At 36.2% G+C, this 16,175-nt stretch carries 14 protein-coding genes; 10 read left to right on the top strand and 4 right to left on the bottom strand.

Annotated features, from left to right (window positions below):
- The first annotated feature begins 50 nt into the window (after positions 1–50).
- From ACIQXN_RS18910 to ACIQXN_RS18885, 6 genes are all read left to right on the top strand, one after another.
- Entirely contained in the window at positions 51–689 is a 639-nt protein-coding gene (locus tag ACIQXN_RS18910; RefSeq protein ID WP_402970207.1) for an amino acid ABC transporter permease, read from the top strand.
- A gap of 14 nt (positions 690–703) precedes the next feature.
- The gene (locus ACIQXN_RS18905) at positions 704–1,354 is read left to right on the top strand and encodes an amino acid ABC transporter permease (RefSeq protein ID WP_402970204.1); all 651 of its coding nucleotides are present in this window, start codon (positions 704–706) and stop codon (positions 1,352–1,354) included.
- A gap of 519 nt (positions 1,355–1,873) precedes the next feature.
- Positions 1,874–2,215 (top strand): hypothetical protein, encoded by a 342-nt coding sequence (locus ACIQXN_RS18900; RefSeq protein WP_402970201.1) that lies wholly within the window; start codon positions 1,874–1,876, stop codon positions 2,213–2,215.
- A 743-nt stretch (positions 2,216–2,958) separates the two neighbouring features.
- Positions 2,959–3,384, top strand: coding sequence for a nucleoside 2-deoxyribosyltransferase (locus ACIQXN_RS18895; RefSeq protein WP_402970198.1), 426 nt, complete (start codon positions 2,959–2,961; stop codon positions 3,382–3,384).
- 113 nt (positions 3,385–3,497) lie between these two features.
- Positions 3,498–3,620: a hypothetical protein gene (locus ACIQXN_RS18890; RefSeq protein WP_402868629.1), complete on the top strand. Its 123-nt coding sequence runs from the start codon at positions 3,498–3,500 to the stop codon at positions 3,618–3,620.
- A gap of 536 nt (positions 3,621–4,156) precedes the next feature.
- Positions 4,157–4,606, top strand: a complete 450-nt coding sequence (locus ACIQXN_RS18885) for a YueI family protein (protein WP_402970195.1) — start codon at positions 4,157–4,159, stop codon at positions 4,604–4,606.
- A gap of 134 nt (positions 4,607–4,740) precedes the next feature.
- Here the strand turns inward: ACIQXN_RS18885 and ACIQXN_RS18880 are convergent, their stop codons facing one another.
- The 3 genes from ACIQXN_RS18880 to ACIQXN_RS18870 all read right to left on the bottom strand — a co-directional run bounded on the left by ACIQXN_RS18880 (position 4,741) and on the right by ACIQXN_RS18870 (position 8,445).
- Positions 4,741–5,808, bottom strand: coding sequence for an AI-2E family transporter (locus ACIQXN_RS18880; RefSeq protein WP_402970192.1), 1,068 nt, complete (start codon positions 5,806–5,808; stop codon positions 4,741–4,743).
- A gap of 159 nt (positions 5,809–5,967) precedes the next feature.
- Entirely contained in the window at positions 5,968–6,780 is an 813-nt protein-coding gene (locus ACIQXN_RS18875; RefSeq protein ID WP_402970189.1) for a formate/nitrite transporter family protein, read from the bottom strand.
- A 393-nt stretch (positions 6,781–7,173) separates the two neighbouring features.
- Positions 7,174–8,445: an L-lactate MFS transporter gene (locus tag ACIQXN_RS18870; protein WP_402970186.1), complete on the bottom strand. Its 1,272-nt coding sequence runs from the start codon at positions 8,443–8,445 to the stop codon at positions 7,174–7,176.
- Between the two features lie 475 nt (positions 8,446–8,920).
- Between ACIQXN_RS18870 and ACIQXN_RS18865 the strand changes: the two genes are divergently transcribed.
- Positions 8,921–10,009, top strand: a complete 1,089-nt coding sequence (locus ACIQXN_RS18865; RefSeq protein WP_402970183.1) for a branched-chain amino acid aminotransferase — start codon at positions 8,921–8,923, stop codon at positions 10,007–10,009.
- A 344-nt stretch (positions 10,010–10,353) separates the two neighbouring features.
- Here ACIQXN_RS18865 and ACIQXN_RS18860 read toward each other — a convergent pair whose 3' ends face one another.
- Complete coding sequence (locus ACIQXN_RS18860) at positions 10,354–10,611, bottom strand: small, acid-soluble spore protein, alpha/beta type (RefSeq protein ID WP_402970180.1); 258 nt, start codon at positions 10,609–10,611, stop codon at positions 10,354–10,356.
- 264 nt (positions 10,612–10,875) lie between these two features.
- On the opposite strand from ACIQXN_RS18860, the gene ACIQXN_RS18855 reads away from it, so the two are divergent.
- The 3 genes from ACIQXN_RS18855 to ACIQXN_RS18845 all read left to right on the top strand — a co-directional run bounded on the left by ACIQXN_RS18855 (position 10,876) and on the right by ACIQXN_RS18845 (position 16,047).
- Complete coding sequence (locus ACIQXN_RS18855) at positions 10,876–11,610, top strand: YqcI/YcgG family protein (RefSeq protein WP_402970177.1); 735 nt, start codon at positions 10,876–10,878, stop codon at positions 11,608–11,610.
- A gap of 154 nt (positions 11,611–11,764) precedes the next feature.
- Complete coding sequence (pepF, locus tag ACIQXN_RS18850) at positions 11,765–13,561, top strand: oligoendopeptidase F (RefSeq protein ID WP_402970174.1); 1,797 nt, start codon at positions 11,765–11,767, stop codon at positions 13,559–13,561.
- A 239-nt stretch (positions 13,562–13,800) separates the two neighbouring features.
- On the top strand, positions 13,801–16,047 hold the full coding sequence (locus ACIQXN_RS18845; protein ID WP_402970171.1) for an AAA domain-containing protein: 2,247 nt from the start codon (positions 13,801–13,803) through the stop codon (positions 16,045–16,047).
- Positions 16,048–16,175 lie beyond the last annotated feature (128 nt).

Genomic DNA, 16,175 nt, shown 5'->3' with positions numbered 1-16,175 from the left:
TCAGGATGAGCAATTTGCTCATCCTGATTAGTTAGAGGAGAGTGGATATCATGCTTGATTTCTCCATTTTGACAGAAAATTTGGATATGTATTTACTTGGTTTCAAAAATACAATCATATCGAGTTTGATTGCTTTAGTGTCAAGTTTAATCCTTGGAGTCCTTATTGCTATTATGAGAATTGCCCCCATTAAGCCACTGAACTGGATTGGGACTGCTTATGTGGAGTTCATACGGAATATACCATTGTTGATTATCACATTTTTCTTTTTTCTGGGGTTAAAGTTAAGCGGATTATATGCAGGTACGTTAGCCTTGACTATCTACACGTCATCTTTTATAGCGGAAGCCATTCGAGCGGGGATACTTTCAGTATCAAAAGGACAAATGGAAGCTGCCCGTTCTTCAGGTTTGACTTATGGACAGGCGATGAGATACATAATCCTGCCACAAGCCGTGAAAATTGTCATTCCCCCTCTTGGTAACCAATTTATCAATCTGGTAAAAAATTCTTCCATTTTAGCAGTGGTTGCTGGGCTGGATCTTATGTATCACGGTGATTTAATCTCTTCAAGGACCTTTGTTGTATTTGATGTATACATTTTCGTAGCAGCGTTTTATTTAATTCTTACCATTCCTTTAAGCCTTGGCGTAGGTTATTTAGAAAAACGTCTGGCTAAGAGTAATTGAGGGAGGTATAAGACATGGATTTTATAGGAGCATACACACCAGATCATCTGAAGTTTTTATTAGAAGGATTTTGGGTAACACTTCAGGTGGCTTTTGTATCTATCGTTTTGAGTTTTATCATTGGTGGACTAGTAGGTATTTTACGTTATGCCAAGATACCTGTTCTATCACAAATATTAGCGGTGGTTGTCGAAACAATTCGTAACTTACCACTACTGTTAATTATACTTTTTACATATTTAGCTTTACCGGAAGTAGGAATTAAACTAGAAATCGTTCCAGCAGCTATTGTAGCACTGACCGTTTTCGAATCAGCTATGATATCTGAAGTCATTCGAAGTGGGTTGAAGTCAGTTGATAAAGGACAAATGGAAGCAGCTCGATCATCAGGTTTAAGTTATGTTCAAGCCTTGATACATATCATCCTTCCTCAGGCACTGCGCCGAATGGTACCACCCATCGTTAGCCAATTTATCTCTTTATTGAAGGATACATCTTTAGCTGTTGTCATTTCTTTACCAGAATTGACCCATCAAGGGCAAATCATTTATGGACAAGGTCAAAAATTCTTAATACCCATTTTAATTTTAGTAGCTCTTATGTATTTCCTGGTCAATTTCAGCTTGTCTTTACTAGCTAGGAGATTAGAATTAAAACGTTCCTGAAAACTCCGACTCATTATTTGAGTCGGAGATTCTTTTTTCTCAAAACTATGAATTGTTTATAAGCTTTCTTTCCTTGATTCTTTTTCATGTCAAAATCGTATACCTCTAATGAAGGAAGAAGGTGAAAAAAATGCCTGAAATCGAGAAAATAATAGCAAAGCGCTTGCTTCATTAATTATGGGGATTCTTTCTCTTCTCATACCCTTTTTGGGCATAGTCTTAGGGGGATTGGGTCTGTTCTTAGCTTTAAGGGTAAAAAGGAAATCGCTCTATCTGGAGAGTCTGGTATGAATTTAGCGACTGCTGGAAGGTATGTAGTGTTATTGGTATCATTTTAAATTTGATTACGATTGTGATTTTTCTTTTATTTTTATATTTTGTAGTGAATGGTGGGCATGCTACCTACTTAATTTGATATCATATGATCTTTAAACTTGACAAACAATAAAAAACTTATATTTTTTGGGAAAATATGTTATAATTAAAATGAACAAATAATTTTAGGGGGGATGTTGTTTTTTGGTCAGTCAGATATTTAAGTATCCTGCTGTATTTTATTATGAAGAGCATCCTTTGATAATTGATTCATTTTCAATACAAGTGTGTTTCCCGGATTTTAAGAGAAAGGGATTCACTTCTTCCGTTAGCGGCAGAAATAGGGTGGATGCTCTAGCTTCTGCACAAGAACTGTTATGCTCCATGGTCGAACATTTTATCCATGCCAAAAAGTTAATTCCTGATGCAACCGAAATGGAAAAAGTGAATGTAGATAGAGGTATAAATATTTGTGAGGCTGATCCATTTCGCATTGAAATTGAACATATCATCTATGAAAAAGATAAGCAAAGTCTTGCCCTGTAAAGAGGATAAGGCTTTTTTTCTATGAAAATAATTATAATTATTGTATTACAATCGCTTACAATGGAAAATCTACAATTAATTAAAAGTTCTTTAGATGGTATTCCGTATACCGAAACATACTTCTAAAAATATAGTGAGTGAAGTCTCATTATCCAATTAGCTTCCTATCGATTACTTTTACTAATTTTGCTGTAGTTCACTAAAAAAAACTGGCAAACAACCGTTCGGAATTCTCGATAATGCACATGTTGCTTTTTAAGAAGATAATTTTGTTCGAATGTTTGTGTCTTGATATTTTTTCTTACATGCAATCATGATCAATTTGAGTAGGTATTCGCAGATCCGAATGATGTAGGCGATTGACCCACGTACTAAGAGATTAGAGGAGGAATTGTCACGTTACATAGAGATTTTTTGGGATAGACGAGCCAAGAAAACAAATGTGTACTAATTTTTATCTGAATCCTCATAGGATATCATGCCCGCCTTTTCTACATAATTACTGAAAAAAGCATAAAGTTTATTTCGCAAATATTCGGTGTCCACCTACGGTCATAGCGTAACTTATTGTAATAGTATCTGCAGTACCGTACTGGAATGAAGGGTTTTCGTGCTTCTTTCTTCTATAAAAAGATCAATGAGTAATTATTTTATTTTTTCGAAAGGATATTAAGTTCTTTATAACGAATATGTATAGTAAAGTTAATGTAGGTAAAAAGTATTAATATCACGGAGGTGTTTAAGTGAAGTATTATATTGCATCGGATGAAAAAAATATAAAACAAGTTAAATCATTGATAAAGAAATTAACCGCAAAGGGATTCACATGCGTTAACGATTGGAATCTTATTGAGAAGGAAGGAAAAAAAGAAGCCGCGAATAATATTGGGGATTATGAAAAAGAGGGATTAGAAGAAGCGGACTTTATGTTGATTTTTCTTACTGCTGGTAAAGGGAATCTTTATGAACTTGGGCATGCTCTGTCTTTAAATAAAAAGATAGTTGTGTACTCTCCTGAAAAAGAAAATTACCATATTAATAAAAAATCGATATTTCATAACCTCCCAGATGTCATTATCTGTAGTGGGACTCTGTATAAATTAGTGAAGTTAATGAAGTCACTCTCCCCAGCTGAACAAAGTGACCCAAGCCCCATCAAACTTAACTAAAAAAGAACGATGGATAAATAGTAGAAGATACCCCCAAAAAAAGAAAATTGATAACGTAATGTTTAGTATATAAAAATATCGGGTATAGCTTATTAAAAAGGGAGGAAAATTATTTGGCTACTATAGACATTGATAAGTTACTGCTAGCTACTGAAGAAATGGCCGAAGAATCAATTCCAGTTCATCTCTATACATTTGATATTGATAAATTATTAGATAAAACGGATAATTGGTAAGGAAAAGCATGCCGCTAAGGATATGCTTTTTTTCTTTTTATGAAGAATATAATACTAACCTGATTACTAGAAAAAGGAATCAGGTTATTGGAAATGGAGGATTGGTTTTAAAATAGACGGCCCTTCACAAGTCCTAAAATAACAAACATGGCTATAGTTCCAACAACAAAAACGGATTCAATGATTGTTAATAGTAGTTCATCATACATCTTTTTTTTACCTCCTAATATGGAATGTTATGATCGTTATCTACTTATTTGTAAATTATATCATGAAATGTATATATTTATGTGGGTAAAAAGTGTCTAAATCTATAACTTTGTGTCATTTTACAAGTTATTAGAGTTTTATTTTCTTACCACTTACGTTTTTTAACCTAGGAATTAATTTTCATCCTAGCTTCACATGAGGAGGTTATTTTACATGGTGTTAAACCATACCTAGAATGTAAATCAAAAATTTATTTTAGGGAAAATAGGCACTGTTAAAAGGGTTATTACATATTGTGAGTAGTGAAATAGGAGGTGAAATGAGACTTGTCCCGTAAAGTAGAGGATTACCTTGAACAAGGAATATTTGGACCAAAAGAAATTAAGCCAGGTGAACGCAAGGAGTTTCTAGGCACATTACGTGAGAGGGTCATCTTGGTACTGACGAAATCACAAGTGTTTGAAAAGGACATCTATCCCGAAATAGAAGATAAGATGAAACAATATTCCCAGGCTAGTTTGTTTCTGAATGGTCAAATGGATTATCAATATTTAGGGAAATACATTAAATTGTCAAATAAATATAGCATTCCTTACAAGATTGTCTTAAATAAGGATTATAATTCAAAACTAGGTCTTGTTTTAGCTGAAAAAAATGCCATTGATAAAGAAAACATTTATATTGAAAAGAAAAAGAAGATACCTCATTCTATTAAGAAAAAAAGTGTCAAAGCAAGTTTTAAAAGTTTAGTTAAAAAAGTATTTAAAAAACATTGAACGAACCTTTGTACACTCATCAAAAGAATTATCCACTGAAAATGAATTTTCCTTTTTTGTAAAAGCATAAAAAAAGGACCATAAGGGTCCCGATAATTTTTATAAAATGAGCAATCCACTTATAGATTGCCTGTTTATATACCTTTCTTCCTTAGTCTGTAGAATTTTCTAAAGTTCCCTATAATCGTTTTTACGACTGAATAAACGGGAATGGCAATCAATATCCCTATAAATCCATATATAGAACCTGAAACGAGGAGTAGTAAGATAATCGTTAATGGATGAATGTTAAGCCTTTTTCCCATAATGTTGGGAGTGATTAGATGACCTTCCACTTGTTGAACCACGAGAAAGACAATGACGACCTTTACTGCTAAACTCAAATCTGTTTGTAAAGCAATGAAAATAGCTGGAAGGACACTAATTAAAGGACCTAGAAAGGGAACGATAGTAAAAACCATTGCTAAAAGGGCAAATACTAGAGCATAATCAAGTCCGATAATCAGGTATCCAATATACAATAATATCCCGATTACGATTGAAACGATAAATTGACCAATAATGTAGGTTGATAGAGTCTTGTCGACATCCTTTAATATAGTGTAGCCTTCTACTTCCATTTCCCTAGGGATATACTTCAATAAGAATGGCCTTAATTTTTCTCCATCCTTCAGAAAATAAAATAATATAAAAGGTGTTATAACTAGTACAGTAAGAACACTTGTAACGGTTGAAAAGATAGTGCTGACATTAGTAATGATTTTTTCAGAATAATCTCTGAAATAAGATAGCGATTTCTCTTTTAAAGTATGTATATTTACCATGCCAAAATCATTTTCTTCTATTACATCTTCGGATTGTTTCGAAAGCTCCTTGACTTTACTCGGGAAATTATCGGATAATTTTTGGAATTGATCAACCAGTATGGGACTACCATAGTAACTTCCTAAACCAATCACACTAAATATGATTAAAAAAACTAAAGAAATACTAAAAGTTTTCGGAATGAACTTACTTATTAAATTGACAATCGGCCTCAATATATAATATAAAAGTCCAGCCAAAATGATGGGAAAAAATATTGCCGCAATGATTTGTTGAATGGGAATTAATACAAACTCAATCTTACCTAGTAAAACAATAATGAGTATGGTTAAAATGATCCCTGTAGCATATTTAAAAAAAGGTTTGTTTATCCACAAATTAAATGCCCCCTTGTCTATCTATACCTTTCTTATTTCCCTTGGTAGGGTAGATGCTAAACGTAAAATCATTTTTAAAGGTAGAAAGAGTAAGGGATACAGATCATCATAGTAAACATAAAAAATGACCTCCACATATATGGAGGTCTGAATGAAATATTATGATGACTTTTTCAAATTTTGTACTTCTTTTACTGGTTGTTTCTCCGCACGTGCATAAGCACCATAGTAGAGGCAACCTACCAAAATACCACCACCGACAGCATTTCCAAGGAATACCGGAATGAAATTCATGAAATAATCGCCCCAAGTAAGTGAACCTGCGAAAATTCCAGCTGGAATGATGAACATATTGGCTACAACGTGTTGAAAACCAATTGTGATGAAAGCGGTAATTGGCAAGAACAATCCAATGATTTTACCAGCCGTATCTTCGGCGCTGTATGTCATCCAAATAGCCAAAGCCACTAGCCAGTTACATCCTACTGCAGAAATGAAAGCTTCTATAAAACTTGCATCGACTTTTGATTGAGCGGCAGCAATTGTTTTATCTAAGAAGACGCCTGTTTCAGTTAATCCAAGAAGATGTCCAAATACATAAGCGACAAAAACAGATCCTACCAGGTTAGCGATGGCAATTAAGATCCAGTTAAGTGTCAACTGCTTAACCGTGACCTTTTTAGCAAGTGCCGCCATGGAGACAGCCATCATGTTTCCTGTTAATAATTCAGCCCCTGCTACGACCGTTAGGATTAGTCCTAGCGGGAAAACCAATCCGCCTATTAGGTTATTCAATGTACCCCATTCATGTGGTAATCCGGCCGTAACGCGGATGTAAAATAGAAAACCTAAGGCAATAAACGCGCCTCCAAGAAATCCTAAAATTAAAATGCTTCTTAGCGGCAACGTGGCTTTCTTTTTCCCTGCATTGATTGCAATTTGCGCCATTTGTTGCGGGTTGTTATAACTCATTTTGCTCCCCCTTGATGTGTTTTCTCTATTTTTGGTTTTTAGTAGTTAAGAGGCAAGGATTTACTTACCATTAACATATCAACGATACCATCAGTTATTATGCCACTTCTATTAATAATTTACTATAAAAAAATAATAATTTTTTATCTTTTTTATAGTTAGGAAGATAATTTAATCATAATTAGGACTTTAAAGGGAAAAAATAGGGGTATACTGGTAAAAAATGGGGTGAACAAACTTGTAAATGGTTCGTTTTAACCATAACTGGAATACTAATCCTTTAGAAACAAGAGGGGAAAAATGAAAAAACATTACCATAAGCGACTTCACCCTGAGGGTCCGCTTCGGTAATGCTCTTTCATAAATTGATTCAATTATTTTACATAAATTCTTTTAAGAGATTTTTTCTAATGAAGCTTGAATTCCCTGATGTGCTTGTGCGTTCCTCATTTTTTTGATATCAAAACGAAGCCAAACAGAAATGATGAATGCTATCGTGATTAATACCGCGAATACGTAAAATACTGGAATGTAACTGTTTGTAGTTTCTCTAATATATGTCACCAACATTGGTCCGCAAACTCCACCAAGAGACCAAGTTGTTAAGAGATAACCATGTATTGCCCCAATTTCCTTCGTTCCAAATAAATCCCCAGCAAATGCAGGAAGGTTAGAGAACCCACCACCATAGCAACTAACAACGAGTAGGATCAACCCTTGGAATAACAAGGTGTTTGTCGTGGTTGGTAGTAAAAGGAATGCTGCAATTTGAATGATGAAGAAAATGATGAAAACATTCGGGCGACCAATATAATCAGATGCAGCTGCCCAACCAAGTCTACCTCCACCATTGAAGATCCCCATGATACCAACTAGAGTGGCAGCGCCTGCAACGGAAAGTCCAACGACATCTTGAGCCATAGGAGAAGCGACGGATATCATCATAATTCCTGCACTAGTATTAATTAATTTCATAGTCCAAAGCATCCAAAAGTGCTTTGTTTTAACAGCTTCTTTTGCAGTAGCTTGTCTCAAATCTTTTTTCAATTCTTTTTTTCCTGACTCGATATCTTTCTTCATGCCTTCAGGAATCCAGCCTGCTTTCGGAGGTGCAATATATGAAGCACCTAAGAACATAAGAATGAAATATCCAGCACCTAAAATATAATAAGTAGTGGAGATTCCTACAGACTGCATAAGGCTTGCTGCAACAGGGGCCGTTATAAGTGCTCCTGCGCCAAACCCAAGTACCGCCATTCCTGTTGCAAGTCCTCTTCTGTCAGGGAACCATTTAACCAGTGTGGAAACTGGTGATATGTAACCGATACCCATTCCAAGTCCGCTTAATAGGCCATAAGTAAGGAGGTAAAGTGGAAGTGAATCGACCATAATCGCTACACCGGATCCAGCTTGTCCTAGGCCAAATAATACAGCGGCAACCATTGCCGATTTTCTAGGTCCGTTCTTTTCAACGAATTTCCCGAAGAAAGCTGCAGATGTTCCTGCTAGTGCCATCATGATTGTGAATGCTAAAGTAACTTCCGTTTCTGACCATCCCATTGCTTCAACTATTGGTTTTTTGTAAACGCTATAAGCATATGCTCCTCCGATAGAAAGGTGGATAGCGATAGCTGATAAAGCAATTAACCATCTGTTTTTTGTCATGTTGGTACCCCTTTTCACATTTATGAGAAAGAATCATGCATTTTGTCTATGATTTTACAAGTTGTATGCGTTTTATCTATCTCGTTGCCTTAGTATATAAGATAATTATTTACTAGTAAACTACTAAAAAGAATTTTTTTAATAAAATGTGATAATTATTCCATATTAAGGTTATTTCAGTCGGAAATAACCTTGCGTTATCATTATGATAATGCAAGGTCTGAAATATATTTGTTCCATTAAAAACTTTATAGAGTTTAAAAGAGCGAGGAATCCGTAAGACATTTTTTCGAAAAAAAGAACATATTTTCCTTTTAATAGGAAATGATTTAAAAAATGTATTTGAATTTTTTTAAAAAATTCGGAAAATTAAGTTATAAGGGCTTGAACTATGAAACCTTATAGGAGTAAAATAATTAAGATAGGTTTTATGGAAGTGAAATCTTGTAAAATTATTCAACAAGGGGTTTTGGTAATGAAGGAACATGACATGCAAATCACGCTTAGTACAACGAAGAAAGAAAAGCCAAAGGCGGACCAGCTGGAGTTCGGTAAAACATTTACCGATCATATGTTTATTATGGACTATACACAAGGGCAAGGGTGGCATGATCCAAGAATTGTTCCTTATCAACCGCTCGCATTAGAGCCATCAGCAATGATATTTCATTATGGACAATCTGTTTTTGAAGGATTAAAAGCATATGTAACAGAAGAAGATGAAGTTATTTTATTCCGTCCGGAGAAAAATTTCCAACGCTTAAATAGTTCGAATGATCGTTTATGTATACCTCATGTAGATGTTGATTTTGCCTTGAAGGCATTAAAAACCTTAATTGGTATTGATAATGAGTGGATTCCGAGAGCAGAAGGTACTTCATTGTATATCCGACCTTTCATCATTGCGACGGAACCTTATTTGGGCGTATCTCCTTCAGATCGTTATCAGTTCATCATCATCATGTCGCCGGTAGGTTCTTATTATAAAGAAGGGATTCATCCTATTAAGATAGCGGTGGAGTCATCCTTCACTCGTGCTGTAAATGGCGGTACAGGCGAAGTGAAAACAGGTGGGAACTATGCTTCGAGCCTTAAAGCCCAAGAAGTCTCCGAAAAACTTGGTTATGCTCAAGTTCTTTGGCTTGATGGAGTTGAGAAGAAATATATCGAAGAAGTGGGAAGCATGAATGTTTTCTTTAAAATTAATGGGGAAATCATTACACCGGCTTTAAATGGGAGCATTCTACCGGGTATAACGCGTGATTCCATTATTGAATTGCTAAAACATTGGGACCTTCCAGTGAGAGAACAGCGAATTTCCATGCAAGATGTCTATGATGCCTATAAATCTGGCCAATTAGAGGAAGCATTCGGTACTGGAACAGCAGCTGTCATTTCGCCAATTGGTGAATTCCTTTGGAATGGTGAAGAAATGGTAGTTCAAAATGGAAAAACAGGTGAGTTATCTAAAAGGCTATATGATACACTAACTGCTGTTCAAACAGGAAAAATGAAGGATGAACTAAATTGGATTACGAAAGTTGATGAAAAAGTTACTCTCTAGACCCCAAAAAAGCGAAGTGACAATTTCAATGTCCTTTTCTCATATTATAAACAACAAGAAGCAGACATGTTGGTTTAACAACATGTCTGCCTTTTTGCTCTTATTCAAATGATAAATTTGCAAAGCAGGGCATACTTAGCTGCTTACGCCGGCATCCCTTTTAAAATAAAGCAATTGGCTACCACTGGCTAAGCAGACTTTTTATATATGAAACTGAATGTCAGATACAAATGGAAGGAGTTCCTCAGTTTTATGAACTAATTCTTGACATTATAAGCATAAAACCAATAAATCTGGAGGATAAGAAAGTGTAAAGAGGGTTCCTTTCCTTCATATAAAAAGAGTTAGGTATTGGTTTTGTTGAGATTTTGTCTAGCCATTTTTACAAGCATCTTGACCATACCTCCTCCCAAATTACCGCCAATCTTTCCTGCTTGCTTAGCTGTCATTTGTCCGTTGTATCCTTTTGTTAAAGGTATCCCCACTTCCTTTGCAGACTCAAATTTCGCTTCTTCAGGATTTATTGATCCGGCAACTCTGGCTTTTAAGCAATCAAGTTCTGTCCGGGCATTTTTCACAAGGATTTTTCTTCTTCTTGCCATCTATAATCACTCCTTTGTTTTATGTTCTCCCAAAATGATTAATAGTCGCAATATGCTTAAACACTGACAATTGTTTAAATATCGATTTAAAGGAATATTAATTTCTAAAGTAGGGGCAATGATGCACATAAGTCACTTTATTATTAAAGGATTCATGGGGAATTTTAGCGTTAAATGTCAATAATTTCAGTTGTATTAAACGTTTTATTTTATAGCTTACGGGTAAATAACTATATATATAAATATTTCGTGAGGAGAAATAAAATGCTGACTGCGAATTCTTGTTTATTAAGGAAAGAAGACATGACCAACCCGGAGAAAGTACCAGAATGGGTGATTAAGGAATATCAAACATTTCATGATACGGTGACAGACAAGACTTTTCCTTGTTATTTTGGAATGAAGGCAGAAAACAAAGGTGAGCTGCGTTATGCCTATATCACACAGGAAGATTGGTCCAATCTTCCAAAAGCTGTCGAGGAATTTCTCCAGCTATTTCAGGAACCTCCCTATATCAGGCACGGTCTTTTTGTTTTCATGGAGCCGGAAAATGAAGAAGGGGACTTGGAATTATATCGTAAGCGTTTTTGGAACGTCCTACAATATTTACATGCTGAAGATCAAACACCATGGCCTATAGAAAAACCGAAAGACCCTGAACATTATCTTTGGGATTTTCATTTTGCTGGGGAACCAATCTTTATCTTTGGGAATGCACCTGCCTATAAACAACGTAAAACGCGTGATTTAGGGAATAGTCTTGTTCTAGGTTTTCAACCTCGGATGATATTCGAAGGTTTGGAAGGGACTGAAAAGGGTGGAATCATGTCACGGGAAAAGGTTCGAGAACGAGTTGAGAAGTGGGATAATCTACCGACACATCCAGATATCAGCCACTTTGGTGATGTAAACCACAATGAATGGAAACAATTCTTCATTGGTGATGACAGTGAACCAATCCTTGGAAAGTGTCCATTTCATCATAAAGATTTAAAATAAACGAGGGCATGCTGCTTTCGTTTTTTTCTATTTAATATCATTGGAAAAGCCAAAATAGAATGAATTTTTTTTCGAGCCGTTTTTCTATGCAGGTTTTTTCGAAAAGTCGCTTATAATAAAAGGATAGTAAGGGATATGAAAAGGGAGTGTTGTGATGAAAACGTTCAAAACGCGTGATGAAGTTAAGCAGGAAGAAACCTGGAACCTTAAGGATATCTATGAGAATCTGGAAACATGGGAAGAGGATTTTCAAGAAGTCCTTAAGATGACTGATGGCTTAAAAGCCTATGATGGTCATATCGATACGGCTCAAGAGTTATATGGTTACTTACATTTAAGCGAAGAAATAGGTTATATCTATAATAAACTCTATGTGTTTGCCATGCTACAAGCGGATTTGGATACTCGGGTAACTTCTTCGCAGGCATTACTGGACCGGGCAGGCCAGTTAGGGAGAAAGATTAGCAGCGCTTCAGCATTTTTCATGCCGTTTCTGTTAAGCTTGGATGAAGAAACACTAAAAGGATACATAGCACAAGTTGAGGGGTTAAAATATTTTGAAGAAGATTTATTTGACTCATACCGCTATAAAGCACATGTTTTGGCGAAAGAACAGGAAGAAGTACTTTCACAAATAGGGGAAGCATTTTCAGCTCCACAAAAAACATACGGAATGATCAATAATGCAGATATTAAATTTGGGGAAGTGACCAATGATAAGGGTCAAAGAGTAGAACTGACCCGTGGGATGTACTCAAAATTAATAGAAGACGATAATCGAGAAAAGAGGAAAGAGGCCTATATGGCCTATTACCAACCTTATTTACAATTGAAAAACACAATAGCAACCACCCTTTCCACGGCAATCAGGAATAATGTCAACTTGTCGAAACTGCGTAACTATCCATCTGCCTTGGAGAAATCCCTTTTCGGGGATCAAGTTCCTAAAGAAGTGTATGAAAACCTAATTACATCCACGAAAGAAAATATAGAACCGATGCATAAATATATTGATTTGCGCAAAAACCTGTTGGGTGTAGACGAATTACGTGCTTATGACTTAAGTGTGCCACTTGTCGAAGGCGCTAAGGAAGAAATTTCATATGATGAAGGGTACGCAATGATGATCGAGGCGTTGAAACCGCTAGGTGAAGAATATGTGGAAATCCTGAAAAGCTTTAAGGAAAATCGTTATTTGGACGTCAGGGAAACACCGGGGAAACGTTCAGGAGCTTATAATTTAGGACTTTACGGTGTACATCCATTCATTTTGTTGAATCATCGTGACGACCTTGACAGTGTGTTTACATTGGCCCATGAGTCAGGTCATGCCATGCATTCATATTTCAGTTCCAAATACCAACCGAAGATCACTGCTGGTTATTCCATTTTTGTCGCGGAGGTAGCTTCAACCGTAAATGAAATTTTACTGATACGCCATTTGCTCAAAACTACTGAGGACCTCCAAAAGAAAAAGCATTTGCTTAATCATTTTATTGATAGCTTTAAAGGAACGTTCTTCACTCAGGTCATGTTTGCCGAATTTGAAAAAATCATCCATGAAAAAGCTGAAAATGATGAACCTCTTAATGTGACTGTATTAAATGATACTTATGAATCGGTTTTTCGCACATACAATGGCCCTGAACTTGTTTTCAATGAGGAAGTAAAATATGGCTGGTCGCGAATCCCGCATTTCTATCGTCCATTTTACGTATACAAATATGCAACTGGATATGTTTCCGCGATTACAATAGCGGATAAAATACTTTCTGGAGACCAAAAAACCCTTGAAAGTTACTTAACTTTCTTGAAAAGCGGTAGCTCGGACTTTCCATTGGTATTGCTCAAGAAAACAGGAGTAGATTTAACAAAACCGGAACCGATTGAAAATGCGATGAAGATTTTCAGTAACTTGGTCGATCAATTTGCAGAGTTGACCGAAAACTAATCTAATCCATTTCTTCCAGAAGAGCCCATGGCGTGCTAAATTAAAAAATGCTATAGTTAGAGCATTGGCAAGAGAGAGGCCCAATCTGTATTGATTGGGTCTTATTCCATGTGTTTAGGAAGTATACAATTTATGGATGTTTAAGTTGGTGGTTTAGAAATAACCTCTAGACGTTAGCATCTTAGTATCGCTTCCTTTTACATTAAAATGCATAAATTATGAGGGAACGTGAACAATGAATGAATTCAACTGTTAATTATATAAAGGAATGGCAGCAGGCACTTCAGCTTGAAATTCTACATCTAAAGAAATACGGAAGTACAAAATATTTAGTATCTAATGGCCATTTACTCTCTAAAGATAATTCTTTTACCTATTTCTTTGAAACGGGATCATCAGTGAAGATTCCCGTCGGTTCAATCGTAAGGTTGGAATGGGGAGGAATCAAGCAGGATGGTAGGGTATTGTCCTCGGAAGGCAAAAGTATCATCATCACGTTCGACGCATCGATGGGTGATTTAATAGGTGAAGCGTTTCTCTACCATGATCCATGGGAGCTATTAGAGCAACTGATCACTAGGTTAGATGAGATTAAGAGAAGTAAGAAAAAGAGACTGAGGATTAAGCGTCTTATGGACCCTTCCATGCCTCAAAAACATCCTACCATCGAGAAACAAAGTAGTGTGAAAGAACTTTATGCCCGTTCAAAATTCAATCCAGTAACTTTTGTCTGGGGTCCACCGGGAACGGGAAAAACTTATACATTGGCCCGTGTTGTGGCCAACCATTATTTTCAGGGTAAAAAGATTTTAGTCCTTTCTCATAGTAATCAAGCGGTCGATGTATTGATGGCTGAGATTTCTTCATTCATAAAAAAGAAAGACCGTTTTCAAGAAGGGGACGTCCTTCGATATGGTTCACAAATCGGCGAAACATTAGCAATCCATGAAGATATCGTTACGGGCCAATTATTAGGAAAACATGAACCGGAATTATTGGCTGAAAAAGAGCAACTTGCAGAAGAGAAGCGTTTATTGAAGCATGATTTAGCAGGTTCATTCAGTAAAAGGGACACCGATCATTTACTTGAACTAGAAAAGAAATTGGCAAGAGTATTGGAGAAAATCCGTCAAAAAGAATTAGAATTCGTGAAAGAAGCCAAAATTATCGGAACGACTCTTGCAAAAGCCGCTAAAGATGAAACGGTATACCAAAAGGAATATGATCTGATCATATTGGATGAAGCCAGTATGGCATACGTTCCACAGGTAGCTTTTGCGGCCTCTTTATCCAAGCATATGATCATTTGCGGTGATTTTAAACAATTACCACCTATTGCCGCCGCCCGCGATTCATTGGTGAAACTTTGGTTGAAAGAAGATATTTTCCATAGAGCCGGGGTTGCGCAATCAGTTGAAGATGGGGAACTTCATCCACATTTATTCCTCCTGAAAGAACAGCGCCGTATGCATCCAGAAATATCAGCCTTTACGAATCGTGTAGTCTACAACAATTTTGTGGGAGACCATGAAAGTGTTTTTTCGAGCAGAGAAAGTATCAGATCTGCTGAACCATTTGCAAGACAGGCTGCCGCTCTTATCGATACGAGTTACTCAGGTGAATATTGCATGACGGAGCGCACGTCACATTCTAGGTTGAACCTTTGGCAATTATTGTTGTCCTTTCAGTTGATTCATGAATCATATGTAGATGGTGCCAAATCGATAGGTTATGTGGCACCGTACCGGGCACAAGCTGAATGGATGGAAAAGCTATTGGATGATCTATACCGATTAGAAAGGCAATCGACAGATATCATTGCTGCAACTGTTCATCGTTTTCAAGGAAGCGAACGTGATATCATGGTTTTTGATACGGTAGACAGCTATCCCCAGGATCGTGCTGGGATGTTATTGACAGGAAGAGAAAGCGAAAGGCTCATTAATGTGGCGATAACGAGGACAAAAGGGAAATTCCTTCATGTGAGCGATACCTCTTTTATAAATAAGCATGTTTACCGTAGTAAAACGCTTCGGCAACTTGTTGATCACCAAATGCAAAATGGTCAGTTAATTGCAAGGAAAGACATTGGAAAATGGGTGAAGCATCAACATCCCAGATTACAGTGGATGCACGCACGTAAATTGGAAAAAATAATCGAAGATATTGCTTCTACTAAACATGAAATGATTATGGCGGTCCCGGATTTAACCGAGTTGTCTGAGGAATGGAAACAAATCTTGATGAATAGAAACCCTGAAGTAAGGCTGACAATCATATCTGGAAATAGAAATCCGGACATATCTTCAAATTCTTTTATATGCTTGCCGATTTCCTTTTCGTTCATCATCTTAGATAAACGTTATGTTTGGGTAGGGGTTCCCATCGAAACAAATAATCGAATCCAACCACCATATGTATCCGCTCGTCTAGATTCATCGATTATTGCTACAGAACTTTCTTCTCAATTTAAAAAGAATGATTGATTCGATAAAAAGATCCGAAATTCGGGTCTTTTTATTTAATATTTTACTGAATAACTCGTTAGAATATAAATGAAATAACCATATTTTTAAAACATCAACATTATCCAATAGATAACCTCGCTAGAATA

The sequence above is a fragment of the Peribacillus sp. NPDC097295 genome (genome assembly GCF_044761665.1).
In the GTDB taxonomy this organism is placed as follows: domain Bacteria; phylum Bacillota; class Bacilli; order Bacillales; family DSM-1321; genus Peribacillus.
Note: the sequence above shows the minus strand (reverse complement) of the source record. Positions and strands in the feature narration are given on the sequence as shown.

Bases quoted from the DNA above. Each gene is read 5' to 3' on its own strand.
- ACIQXN_RS18875 (WP_402970189.1), bottom strand. From the start codon at position 6,780: ATGAGTTATAACAACCCGCAACAAATGGCGCAAATTGCAATCAATGCA.
- ACIQXN_RS18870 (WP_402970186.1), bottom strand. From the start codon at position 8,445: ATGACAAAAAACAGATGGTTAATTGCTTTATCAGCTATCGCTATCCAC.
- ACIQXN_RS18905 (WP_402970204.1), top strand. From the start codon at position 704: ATGGATTTTATAGGAGCATACACACCAGATCATCTGAAGTTTTTATTA.
- ACIQXN_RS18855 (WP_402970177.1), top strand. From the start codon at position 10,876: ATGCTGACTGCGAATTCTTGTTTATTAAGGAAAGAAGACATGACCAAC.
- ACIQXN_RS18865 (WP_402970183.1), top strand. From the start codon at position 8,921: ATGAAGGAACATGACATGCAAATCACGCTTAGTACAACGAAGAAAGAA.
- ACIQXN_RS18860 (WP_402970180.1), bottom strand. From the start codon at position 10,611: ATGGCAAGAAGAAGAAAAATCCTTGTGAAAAATGCCCGGACAGAACTT.
- pepF (WP_402970174.1), top strand. From the start codon at position 11,765: ATGAAAACGTTCAAAACGCGTGATGAAGTTAAGCAGGAAGAAACCTGG.
- ACIQXN_RS18910 (WP_402970207.1), top strand. From the start codon at position 51: ATGCTTGATTTCTCCATTTTGACAGAAAATTTGGATATGTATTTACTT.
- ACIQXN_RS18845 (WP_402970171.1), top strand. From the start codon at position 13,801: ATGAATTCAACTGTTAATTATATAAAGGAATGGCAGCAGGCACTTCAG.